Source organism: Peptoanaerobacter stomatis (genome assembly GCF_000238115.1).
In the GTDB taxonomy this organism is placed as follows: domain Bacteria; phylum Bacillota; class Clostridia; order Peptostreptococcales; family Filifactoraceae; genus Peptoanaerobacter; species Peptoanaerobacter stomatis.
On sequence record NZ_JH414574.1, the window covers coordinates 3433 to 14679 of the forward strand.

Genomic DNA, 11247 nt, shown 5'->3' on the forward strand with positions numbered 1-11247 from the left:
AGAATTATTTGATAATTTGCAAAATATAAAATAATCTGAGTTTTTTATTGTAATTTTTTGTTTAAAAAGAATTGTTTTTTAAATTATATATTTACTTTTTAGTTAATTTATCATAAATTAAAACTAATTTTGAAATTTGTGTATATAATTATTTAGATGTACCTTGTCAAATGCTTTTCCAATAGCAAAAAACAATACCATTCCCATGACACCTTGTATAGCATTTGACGGAACTGAAGTAAGAGCTACAGCAAAACTTCCTTTCAATATAGTTCCACCTATTAAATATCCTATCACCATAACAGCTATCGTAAGAAGTGAAGCTATTGTTGTATTTACAGACATGAATTTTGATTTTGAATATCTGTAATTTGACAATGAACCTGCTACAAATCCCATAAGCGCTTTAATTATCAATGTGAATAGTGCCCAATGCGCATATCCTGAAAGTATGTCTGCAAGAGCGGAGCCCAAACCTCCGGCAACTGCACCATATTTTTTACCAAAAAATATGGCTATCAAAAGTATACAGCTGTCACCAAGATGTACATATCCTTGTGTCATAGGCACAGGTATTTGTACCACCATGGTCATAACACAGACAAGTGCTATACATAATCCATATATAACCAAACTTTTAATGCTTTTACTGTTAGTCATAATATCCCTCCGTTTAGCTCCATAGGCTAATTTTTATTTATTTTTTCAGTTCATTGTCATTGAACCTGATAAATAAGTTTATAAAAATACACAATGCATTATATATTATTATAACACACCTACAATCCTATGTAAATCAATTTATAATATAATTTTTTATTCGCAAATTGTCATTATTTGCAATATTATGTTCATTTTTGCATAAATATGTATATAATTTTATAAATAATATATCATAATTAACGGATAATATCGCATTACATATAATGTATTATTATCCGTTAATATTATAATTTTACCTGTTTATATAAAGATTTATACTTATTTACACTAAAACTTTTACAATATGATAATATTATTTTTTATACCCGATTTATTTTTATATTGTTTAGTTATAAGCTTTAAAAAGACAATTTTATCATTTCATATTTTCGCCATTGCTAATAGCTGATTTACTATGAAGGCTGAAGCATAATAAGCCATAAACTGAACACCTGTATGTATTTCAAAAATATTATGCATTATTCCTCCGAACAAGCCTATACAAAGCGCAATTATTATTCCAACTACACCTGCTTCATAATATGCAAGCATAAATATAAGGCCTAAAAATGCACCTATTAATGCTTCGTGGCTTATATTTTTAAACATTTTTTCTGTCCATGACCTTGCTTTTTTTATAGATATAGGATATGCCACTAAAGTTCCGCCAATTATGCCTATCGCTCCATAAACTATATAATGCCATACTTCAAGGTAATTATGGAGATTATTTACAGGATCTATTGTGAATACCGGTGGAGCATTAAATAATGGTGCTGCAGGTCCAAGCGCAACAGGACTCAAAGGAAGACCAAATGCAAGCAGAGGAATTATTAATCCTCCTATATAAGTTGCATTACTAACTGCATCCTGAACGCTTACAGTTGTAGTAATTTTATTATAAAGCTCTTTTGTTTTTCCACTTATAAGTTCACCGAGTAAAACCGTCATTCCTACCGGAGAAAGTGTAAATCCTGCAGTTCCTATAGCAGATGTAACTAAAATAGCCTTTTTTTGTTTTTTACTTAATAGCTTTAACGGATTAGGATAAAAACTCATTTTTTCTCTTGAATCCGGTGCAAGCCATATTTCAGACGGCTTGTCTCTTCTTTGTTTGTGCCTCATCGACGGGATTAATACATTGAACAGTTCAGAAATCATAGGTCCAATTGTAATACCCATAAATATTGATATAAATAAGTTTTTTCCCACTGATTCTAATGCTAATCTTTGGAATCCCTGAATCAAAAATGAATAAGGAATTAGAAAAATTACTGCTGCCCATTTTGCATTAGACATATATGCAATCAATATTGCTCCTATAGTAAATATTGCGCCCATATACGGACTTATCTTTCCTCCAAGAGGAGCAAGTATAAATGCACATATAATCGAAACAGGAAGTGCCACTATAGAACCCAATAATGAGCCGGCAGCCATTTTTCTCATTGATATATGTGGTATCCCAAGTCTCTTTGCAAGTGAAGAGTAATATACCATAGGTACTGCCATTGTTGAACCCGGGAGAGCGGCCATAGATGTCGGAACTGTATGTGTTATTTGCATTGCGACTATTATACCTATCGTCCATGAAAATAATACAACAGGCGGTAATTTTAATAAGACTAAAACCAATGTTACAGGTGCCATTGTTGCCGTTTCATCAGTCCCTGGTATTATTCCTATTATAGAATAAATTATTCCCCCTAAAAATGCTGCCAAAAAGGCTTGCAATATTAATATAATACTCATTATTTCTCATCTCCTTTCATTTTTTCTCTATATTCCGGTTTATAATTTTTTGAATCTTCAGGAATTAAAGAAAGAAGTGCATATAGCTCTAAATCTTCCATTTCTTTTATTATCTCATAATCTAAATTTGCAAGATATTTTCTTTCTTCTTCTACAGATATTCCTGCAACTTCTAAAATATGTTCTATATCTTCAAATTCAAAGACCTCTTCTACTTTTCTTTTCGGCTTAAATAATTTGGCGCAAATAAAACCTGATATTATACAACCAAATACACCTACAAGCAAAGCATATCCGTTTGCAAGAGACTTTTCTATATTTTCCATAGAAGTAAATATTTTTCTTCCTATAAAAAACATCAGCATTGATATTACAACTCCAATTATACAAGAGTATATAAGCTCTTTTAAAACAACCGTATCTCCCCAAACTTCCGTGTATTTGTCCAAATTTTCTTTATTCATGACAACCTCCTATTTATTCAATAGCGATTTTGCATAATCTAAATTGATATTTTTATCCTCTATCATCTTTTTTACTATCCTGTCGAGTTCTTTGCCATTTGCTCCTGCAGTCACTGCAATATTTTTTGCATGTAATGACATATGTCCTCTTTGTATTCCTTCAGTAGCCAACGCTTTTATAGCTGCCAAGTTTTGTGCAAGACCAACTGATGCTATTATATCTCCTAATTCTCCTGCTGTTTTTACTCCTAATATTTTTATAGCAGCTTGAGCTACCGGATGTATTTTTGTTGCTCCGCCTACAAGTCCAACTGCAAGTGGTATTTCTATTGTTCCAACAAGATCTCCATCTTTATCTTTTTGCCAGGTAGTTAAAGATTTATATTTTCCTGATATTGCTGCATAAGAATGTGCTCCTGATTCTATTGCACGTGTATCATTTCCTGTAGCTAATACTACAGCTGATATCCCATTCATTATGCCTTTATTATGTGTAGTAGCCCTAAATGGATCTGCATTTGCAAATTTATAAGCAGATACTATTTTATCTACAACTTCTTCACCACCAAGAGCTTCTTTTTTTACTTTTGTCCTTGATCTGAATAATCTTTCAACCGCCAAATTTGACAATATCCTTAGATATACTTTCCCCCCGGTTATTTTTTCTATAAATGGTGCAACAGCTTCTGCCATAGAATTTACTGCATTTGCACCCATAGCATCTAATGTATTTACCTTTAGATGGACAACTATAAAATCTTCATCTTTAGAATTTATAATTCTTACATCTATATCCTTTGCTCCACCACCATATTTTACTAATATGGGATCTCTTTCATTACATATTTTCAAAATTTCATCCTTATGTTCATATATTATTATTCTTGTATAATCTACATCTAAAATATCTGTAACTTGGACCTGTGCAATCATTATTGAACCTGTATTGTTTGTATAAAACCCTCCACTATCTCTTGCCAATTTTGCAGCATTACTTGCAGCAGCAACCACCGATGCTTCCTCTGTAACCATAGGAATTATATAATCTTTGCCATTTATCATAAAGTTAAGAGCTACACCAAGTGGTAGCGTGAATCGTCCAATAACGTTTTCTATCATGTTATCAGCTTTTTCTATATCCAAAATTTCCGGATTTTGTATAGTTTTTATATGCTTGTCTTCTAAATTTGCAAATTCTGCCACTTCTTTTAGTCTTTCTTCTACAGATAATTTATAAAACCCTGAATATGTACTATTTTTCATTTTTTATCCCCTTTCTATAATTCATATAATCTTCCTTATCAATTTCTATTCTCATCATAGCAGAACCCATAGATTTCCCCAAAGAATCTAATCTCAAGGAAGTTGTGGCTCCGCCACCAAGAGCATCTTTTAATACAAAATTAAATCCTTTTAATGATTCAACTTCATACCTTGTTATATCTCCTTTCACCATATCCTTGAAATGTTGTTTAACTTTTTCTACTGTTAAAAATTCTTTTATAAACTCATAATCTCTCTCATCTCTTGCATAAACACATATATTACTTATGTTTCCTTTATCTCCGGAACGTCCATGTGCAATTTCTCTTAAATATATTTTTTCCATTATTTAACCTCCAAAACATTTGATGAAAGTTTTACCATATCTCGCGGAATTAACGTAGGCCAAAGACCTATCACATCCTGAATTCGTGATCTGCCTCCAAAAAAACTTGCCCCTTGTGGACCATTTAATTGTAAAGGAGAAATTTCAGGAATAAGTTTTTTTGCTTCATCCTTTGTCTGAGTTCTTATAGCAATTCTCATTACTACTTCATTCATATTCTTAACTAAATCTTCATCCATGTTTGCAACATCTAAAAGCAGCGCATTAAGACCTATAAAATCTATTCGTATGTCATCATATTTTAAGTTCTTTCTTTTCATTTTTTTCATTATTATTTCTGAAGCAAATTTTGCTTTTTCATAAGCATCCGGCCAAACAAAATTTAGAAAAGTTTCAACTTTATATCCGGCATGATAACCTATTGATAATTTCAATTTTTCCGGTGGAGTTTTTCCCTTAATATTTTTTACTTCAACTTTGTTTTTTTCTATTTCTTTTAAAGAAACTTTGCTTATATCTGCAACAATATCCGGAGTTATATAATTTGCCGGATCATGTATCTCATACAACAGTTGTTCTTTTAAGCTTTGCTCCGTTATCAAACCCCCTGTTGTAGAAGTTTTTGTTATAAACGTTTTATTTTTTGTAACTTCTGCAATAGGAAAACCTAAATTATCCATATCAGGTACATCACGCCAAGCATAATCAAAATTTCCACCTGATGCTTGTCCTCCGCATTCAAGCAAATGACCTACAATAATACCTCTTGCTATGTTATCATAATCATCGTTGCTCCACTTAAATTCATGCATCAATGGAGATATAAAAAGCGCCGAATCTGCTGCTCTGCCTGTTACTACTATATCTGCTCCTTCTTCTAAGCACTCAATTATAGGCTCTCTGCCAAAATAAACGTTTGCATTTAGTATAGAATCTTTTATTTCTTCTAATTTCCTTCCGTTATCTGAATTTATAAATTCATAGCCTTCCTCCATAAGCCCTAAAAGTTCATCTTTTAAATCATCTCCTAAAACATATCCTATTTTAAAATCTTTCATATAATTTTTTTTAGAAACATATTCTATCTGTTTGACTGCTTCTTCTACATTTACGCCACCTGCATTTGAAATAATTTTTACCTTTTTTTCAAATGCCTCTTTACCAATCATCTCAAAAAGATTTATAAAATCTTTTGCAAACCCTGCTTTCGGATCTTTATTTTTTTGCTTTTGCAATATAGACATAGTTAGTTCTGCTAAATAATCACAAGCCATATAATTAAGATTTCCATTTTTTACCATGTCTATTGCAGCATCAGGACTGTCACCCCAAAATCCTTGCCCTCCGCCTATTCTTATAACCTTATCTTCATTCACAACACAAACTCCTTTCTTCCTAAAAGTATAAAATTAAAAATATAATAATTAACATAATTTATTTTTATAGATTAAATCTACATAAAACAAAATATTTCAATAAAACTATTTTTTTATAAATACTCTTTGACAATACTATAAAGCAAAATCTGTGCCAAAATAAAAAGATATGAAAAAACCTTTTACATATAAGCTTTTCATATCTTTTTATTAATCGCATTATATTAAAAATTTTGTCATTTTAGGCAAAATAATATATCTATTTTGTCACTTTTGGCAATATTATATTATAAGCTTTAATTTTTCTATATATAGTTCTTTCACTTATGTTCAGCATTTTTTTTGCCATATTTATATTATAATTGCAAACTCTAAGTATATTTTCAATTACTTCTTTTTCTTTTTCTTGTAAATGCTCCTGCAAAGTCGTTGATATAATTTTATTTTTTATATTTTGCAATCTTTTTGGAAGATTTTCTATTTCTATTGAGTTCCCATTAGCTAAAATGACACAATGTTCAATACAGTTTTTCAACTCTCTTATATTTCCCGGCCAATTATATTCTAATAATATATCATATGCTTCTTTAGATACCATAAGATTTTTATTATATTTTAAATTGTATTTCTGTAAAAAATAATTTATAAATAGAGTTATATCAACTCCACGCTTACGAAGCGGAGGTAATTCTAATGTTACAACCGATAATCTGTAAAATAAGTCTTGTCTAAAACTCCCGTCTTCAATTTTGCTTTCAAGTTTCTGATTTGTTGCTGCAATAACTCTAACATCTACTTTTATATTCTGACCTCCACCTATTTTTTCAATTTCTCCAGTTTCCAAAGTTCTAAGCAGCTTAGCTTGCATAGATAAGGACATATCTCCCACTTCATCTAAAAATATAGTTCCTTTATCTGCCATCTGAAATTTTCCAATCTGCCCTGTTTTTTTAGCTCCTGTAAATGCACCTGCATAATATCCGAACATTTCGCTTTCAATAAGATTTTCAGGTACTGCCGCACAATTTAATATAATAAAAGGTTCATCCGCTCTTTTTGAATTTTTATATATAAATTTTGCAAGTATATCTTTTCCTGTTCCGTTTTCTCCCAAAATTAAAACTGAAGCGTCCGTTTTGGCTACAGAAAGCGATTTTGTTATTAAATTCAAAAAATTTTTATTTTTCCCCACTATCTTTAACTCTTTTAATTTTTCTTGTGCAATTAGTTTTTCATTATATTGTGATGCAACATTTGATATTCTTATTACTTCCTGATTTAAATAATTCAGCTCAGTAACATCAGTAAAAATTGAATATGCTCCTGCAAATGTACTGTTTACAAAAAATGGATATATCCTTACATTAACGTATTTTTCAATACTTTTAATAAGATGATTACTCTTAATTATAGGCTTTTTAGTTTTTAAAACTTCTATAATAGAAGCATTGCTTTCTATATTTTGTATATATTTACCGATTACTTTGTTTAAAGGAACTCCAAGAATTTTCGAGTAATTCTTGTTGGCATAAAATATTCTACCGAATTCATCTATTATTATTACTGCTTCTTCTATATCTTCCACAATGTTCAAAAACATATTATTTGAATTTTTTTCTTGTAAATAGCATATTAATTCCTTTTCTATATAACCTACAATTTTCTCTTTGTCTTTAAAATAAATTATTTCAGAATTTATTTCAGAAACATCTATTTTGTCTATTGATATATCTACAGGAAATATATTTATATTATTCAATTCTTCTTTGTTATGTTCTTTTAATTTTATAATTTTTGATATTTTCATAAAAAAACACCCTTACTAAAATTAAAAATATGTAATTTTTATCAATGAATCGTTAAGCTCTGTTATTATGCTCATATTAGCATAAAATAAACAATTAAGTCAAGTATTTATCTCTTATATTCTTATACTGATGAATTAATAAAATCAAATAATATGTAAAAATTTTTATTAAAAGTTTATATTTTTTAATACCTCTATATAATTAAAATCTACTCGAATACATCTCGTAAAAAATACTTTCTTGATTTTATCACCCTTATATGCTAAGATGAATATAATAGCTTAATTGTAAAGTTTTTTACTATTTAAATCCTTATAAAGAAATATTTTATAAGCTCGTTCTAATTAATACTAAATATCATTAAAACTATGGAAATGTTATATAAATTTAGTAAAAATATAATACTATTTATTAATTTGAAATATAAATTATCTATTATTTTATTAGGGATTAGTATAAATCTAATCAGTGTTATTTATCATAGTTTTATATTATTTTGTGATTGGATAATAAATTACTTTAAATAATATGTTTCTTATAAGCTATTATATGGAGGCTCTTATGGATTTTACTCATATAGACAAAAATGGCAATGCCATAATGGTTGATATATCAGATAAAGATATAACTGACAGAGTGGCAGTTGCAAGTGGATATATAAAATTGAATGAAGAAATAATTTCTTCAATAAAAAATATGAGCAACAAAAAAGGTGATGTTTTAAGTGTAGCAAGGATAGCTGGTATAATGGCTGTAAAAAATACATCAAGCGCAATCCCTCTATGCCATACCTTGCTTATCAATAAATGTAAAGTAGATTTTAAAATAGATGAACAAAATTATACAGTAAAATCAACTTGCACAGTGTCCTGCACAGGTAAAACAGGTGTAGAAATGGAAGCTTTGCACGGAGTAAGCATAGCACTGCTTACAATATATGATATGTGCAAAGCCATAGACAAATCTATGGTAATATATGACATTCACCTTGATGAAAAAAGTGGAGGAAAAAGCGGAGATTATCATGCTCGATAAATTTGGTAGAAATATAGATTATGTGCGAATATCACTGACCGACAGATGCAATTTGAGTTGTGTTTATTGTATGCCTAAAGGAATCCCTATAAAGTTTTTGGATATATCTGAATTATTAAGCATTGATGAAATTTATTATATATGCAACATTTTGTCAGATTTAGGCATAAAAAAAATAAAATTAACGGGTGGAGAGCCTCTATTAAGGCACGATATAATAGACGTAATACAAAAAATACGTTCAATAAAGAATATAGAAAAAATAACTTTGACTACAAATGGTGTGTTATTGGACAGATATTTTGACATATTATATGAAAATGGCATAAGAGATATAAATATGAGTTTAGATTCTCTAAACCCACAAAAATATGAACAAATAACAAATTTTAAACTTGATAATATAATAAAAAATCTAAACCATATAATATCTTATAAAGATATGAACATAAAAATAAATGTAGTTCCAATAAACACACAAATAGATGATATACTCTCACTTGTTGAGCTTTCAAAAAACACTGATATAAAAGTGCGATTTATAGAGATGATGCCAATAGGATACGGTAATAATTTTGAATTTTTATCCAATGAAAAAATATTGGAGATAATATCTAATAAATATGGCAATTATACAAAATCTGAAAAAGTGCATGGCAATGGTCCTGCTACCTACTTCTCTTTTGAAAACTTTAAATCTGATATAGGTCTTATATCTGCCGTATCTCATATGTTCTGTGATAGTTGCAATCGCATAAGAATAACTTGTGACGGCAAGCTTAAACCTTGCTTGGACTATGACTCTACACTTGATATAAAAGAGTTAATAAATCAAAATATAAACCAACAGGATTTAAAAGAAAAGATAAAAAATGTGATATTCAACAAACCTCAAAGTCACAATTTCTTAAAAAATATAATAACCGATAAAAATAATATGCTCATAAAAAAAGATACAAGAAAGATGTATCAAATAGGTGGATAGTAAAATGCTGTAAATCAATATTTGAAATACAGCATTTTATTTGTTATGTATGCTTAAACCCTTAATTACACAAAAAGAGCTGCCTTATGGCAACCCTTTAGATTTTTCTATTAAAATTTTAATAAACTCTTATTTAAAAAACTCTGATACTAAGTTATTTATCCTTCTGCCGTCGGCTTTTCCTTTTACCTTCGGCATCAAAATTCCCATTATCTTACCCATATCTTTTACAGATGTTGCACCTACTTGTTCAACGGCTTGTTTTATATACTCTCTAAGCTCATCATCAGTAAGTTGCTTTGGCAAATAAGTTAAAAGAATTTCAATTTCTTCTTCTGTTTGGCTTATCAAATCATCTCTGCCTGCTTTTTTAAAATCAACAAGAGCTTCATTTCGTTGTTTCAACTGTTTGGATACTATATCCATAACATCTACGTCATCGAGTTCTACTCTTTCGTCAACTTCTTTTTGTTTAATTGCGGCACGAACGAGAGTCACAACTGATTTCCTGACCTGCTCTTTATTTTTCATAGCATCTTTAAGGTCATTAGTCAATCGTTCTTTGAGAGTCATTTCAATTCACCTCATTATATGTTAATTTATTCAACGAATTTATCTCTTTTTCTTTCTTGCTGCTTCTGCTTTTTTCTTTCTTTTTACGCTCGGTTTGTCATAATGTTCTCTTTTTCTAACTTCTGACATTACTCCTGACAAAGCACATTGTCTTTTAAATCTTTTAAGTGCACTATCCAATGATTCATTTTCTTTTACTTTAATTTCAGTTGCCATCTTCTTCCCTCCCCTCAAAATAAACAAAATTGCAGATATGAAGAAGCCTTTTCAGAAAAAATAAAATTTTAATACTCAAGTATTATATAATTAATTTACAATTTTTTCAAGTATTTTATTTTATACTAAAATTTAACCCGGAGGCCATTGAAGATTTCTTCCTGATAATATATGAAAATGTAAATGCTCAACTGTCTGTCCGCCTTGCTCTCCCGTATTGCATATAACTCTAAATCCTGCATCTAATTTTTGATCGAATGCTATTTTTTGTATTGCATTAAATATAGATACTTTTATTTTATCGTTATCCAAGTCTTTTATATTATCATAATGTTTTTTAGGTACCAACACTATATGTACAGGTGCTTGCGGATCTATATCATTAAACGCATATACATAGTCATCTTCGTATACTTTTGCACTTGGGATATTTCCGCCAACTATCTTGCAAAATACACAATCACTCATTTATAACACCTCCTAATCAATGTAAAATAGATATGAGAAAAATTCAATCAAATTATCTCAAGCAAAACTGAAAAATATTCAAGTTTTAAATTTTTTCAAATCTTTTATAAAAATTATACCATAGTAAGTATATAAAATCAAATAATCAATGGACTTATAATATTTATATAACATATGTTTATTAAAATAAGCCAAAAATTTAATTTATTAAGTGTTGCATTTATATGTAAACCTAATGTAATAGAAAAAATTACAAAAA

General features: G+C 29.2%; 12 protein-coding genes. 2 read left to right on the plus strand and 10 right to left on the minus strand.

Annotated elements, in window-relative coordinates; all coding sequences use genetic code 11:
• Positions 1 to 123: 123 nt before the first annotated feature.
• The 7 genes from HMPREF9629_RS10730 to HMPREF9629_RS10760 all read right to left on the minus strand — a co-directional run bounded on the left by HMPREF9629_RS10730 (position 124) and on the right by HMPREF9629_RS10760 (position 7710).
• Positions 124 to 660 carry an ECF transporter S component gene (locus HMPREF9629_RS10730; RefSeq protein WP_009526411.1) on the minus strand — a complete coding sequence of 179 codons (537 nt, stop codon included), beginning with the start codon at positions 658 to 660 and terminating at the stop codon, positions 124 to 126.
• A gap of 423 nt (positions 661 to 1083) precedes the next feature.
• Positions 1084 to 2454: a tripartite tricarboxylate transporter permease gene (locus HMPREF9629_RS10735; RefSeq protein WP_009526412.1), complete on the minus strand. Its 1371-nt coding sequence runs from the start codon at positions 2452 to 2454 to the stop codon at positions 1084 to 1086.
• Entirely contained in the window at positions 2454 to 2918 is a 465-nt protein-coding gene (locus tag HMPREF9629_RS10740; RefSeq protein ID WP_009526413.1) for a hypothetical protein, read from the minus strand. The genes HMPREF9629_RS10735 and HMPREF9629_RS10740 overlap by 1 nt, the downstream gene beginning before the upstream one ends.
• A gap of 9 nt (positions 2919 to 2927) precedes the next feature.
• Positions 2928 to 4181, minus strand: coding sequence for a hydroxymethylglutaryl-CoA reductase, degradative (locus HMPREF9629_RS10745; protein ID WP_009526414.1), 1254 nt, complete (start codon positions 4179 to 4181; stop codon positions 2928 to 2930).
• On the minus strand, positions 4171 to 4527 hold the full coding sequence (locus HMPREF9629_RS10750) for an AtuA-related protein (protein WP_009526415.1): 357 nt from the start codon (positions 4525 to 4527) through the stop codon (positions 4171 to 4173). The genes HMPREF9629_RS10745 and HMPREF9629_RS10750 overlap by 11 nt, the downstream gene beginning before the upstream one ends.
• The gene (locus HMPREF9629_RS10755; RefSeq protein ID WP_009526416.1) at positions 4527 to 5903 is read right to left on the minus strand and encodes an acyclic terpene utilization AtuA family protein; all 1377 of its coding nucleotides are present in this window, start codon (positions 5901 to 5903) and stop codon (positions 4527 to 4529) included. The genes HMPREF9629_RS10750 and HMPREF9629_RS10755 overlap by 1 nt, the downstream gene beginning before the upstream one ends.
• A gap of 259 nt (positions 5904 to 6162) precedes the next feature.
• Positions 6163 to 7710 carry a sigma-54 interaction domain-containing protein gene (locus HMPREF9629_RS10760; RefSeq protein ID WP_009526417.1) on the minus strand — a complete coding sequence of 516 codons (1548 nt, stop codon included), beginning with the start codon at positions 7708 to 7710 and terminating at the stop codon, positions 6163 to 6165.
• 562 nt (positions 7711 to 8272) lie between these two features.
• Between HMPREF9629_RS10760 and moaC the strand changes: the two genes are divergently transcribed.
• Both moaC and moaA read left to right on the plus strand, forming a co-directional pair.
• Positions 8273 to 8746, plus strand: coding sequence for a cyclic pyranopterin monophosphate synthase MoaC (gene moaC, locus HMPREF9629_RS10765; RefSeq protein ID WP_009526418.1), 474 nt, complete (start codon positions 8273 to 8275; stop codon positions 8744 to 8746).
• Positions 8736 to 9731, plus strand: coding sequence for a GTP 3',8-cyclase MoaA (gene moaA, locus HMPREF9629_RS10770; RefSeq protein WP_009526419.1), 996 nt, complete (start codon positions 8736 to 8738; stop codon positions 9729 to 9731). Before moaC ends, moaA begins: the two co-directional genes overlap by 11 nt.
• A gap of 129 nt (positions 9732 to 9860) precedes the next feature.
• Here moaA and HMPREF9629_RS10775 read toward each other — a convergent pair whose 3' ends face one another.
• The 3 genes from HMPREF9629_RS10775 to HMPREF9629_RS10785 form a co-directional block, all read right to left on the minus strand.
• Entirely contained in the window at positions 9861 to 10304 is a 444-nt protein-coding gene (locus HMPREF9629_RS10775; protein WP_009526420.1) for a GatB/YqeY domain-containing protein, read from the minus strand.
• A gap of 39 nt (positions 10305 to 10343) precedes the next feature.
• The gene (gene rpsU / locus HMPREF9629_RS10780; RefSeq protein WP_009526421.1) at positions 10344 to 10520 is read right to left on the minus strand and encodes a 30S ribosomal protein S21; all 177 of its coding nucleotides are present in this window, start codon (positions 10518 to 10520) and stop codon (positions 10344 to 10346) included.
• A gap of 132 nt (positions 10521 to 10652) precedes the next feature.
• Entirely contained in the window at positions 10653 to 10988 is a 336-nt protein-coding gene (locus HMPREF9629_RS10785; protein ID WP_009526422.1) for an HIT domain-containing protein, read from the minus strand.
• Positions 10989 to 11247 lie beyond the last annotated feature (259 nt).

Coding starts and splice junctions, on each gene's coding strand:
- HMPREF9629_RS10730 (WP_009526411.1), bottom strand. CDS start 660: ATGACTAACAGTAAAAGCATTAAAAGTTTGGTTATATATGGATTATGT.
- HMPREF9629_RS10735 (WP_009526412.1), bottom strand. CDS start 2,454: ATGAGTATTATATTAATATTGCAAGCCTTTTTGGCAGCATTTTTAGGG.
- HMPREF9629_RS10740 (WP_009526413.1), bottom strand. CDS start 2,918: ATGAATAAAGAAAATTTGGACAAATACACGGAAGTTTGGGGAGATACG.
- HMPREF9629_RS10745 (WP_009526414.1), bottom strand. CDS start 4,181: ATGAAAAATAGTACATATTCAGGGTTTTATAAATTATCTGTAGAAGAA.
- HMPREF9629_RS10750 (WP_009526415.1), bottom strand. CDS start 4,527: ATGGAAAAAATATATTTAAGAGAAATTGCACATGGACGTTCCGGAGAT.
- HMPREF9629_RS10760 (WP_009526417.1), bottom strand. CDS start 7,710: ATGAAAATATCAAAAATTATAAAATTAAAAGAACATAACAAAGAAGAA.
- moaC (WP_009526418.1), top strand. CDS start 8,273: ATGGATTTTACTCATATAGACAAAAATGGCAATGCCATAATGGTTGAT.
- moaA (WP_009526419.1), top strand. CDS start 8,736: ATGCTCGATAAATTTGGTAGAAATATAGATTATGTGCGAATATCACTG.
- HMPREF9629_RS10775 (WP_009526420.1), bottom strand. CDS start 10,304: ATGACTCTCAAAGAACGATTGACTAATGACCTTAAAGATGCTATGAAA.
- rpsU (WP_009526421.1), bottom strand. CDS start 10,520: ATGGCAACTGAAATTAAAGTAAAAGAAAATGAATCATTGGATAGTGCA.
- HMPREF9629_RS10785 (WP_009526422.1), bottom strand. CDS start 10,988: ATGAGTGATTGTGTATTTTGCAAGATAGTTGGCGGAAATATCCCAAGT.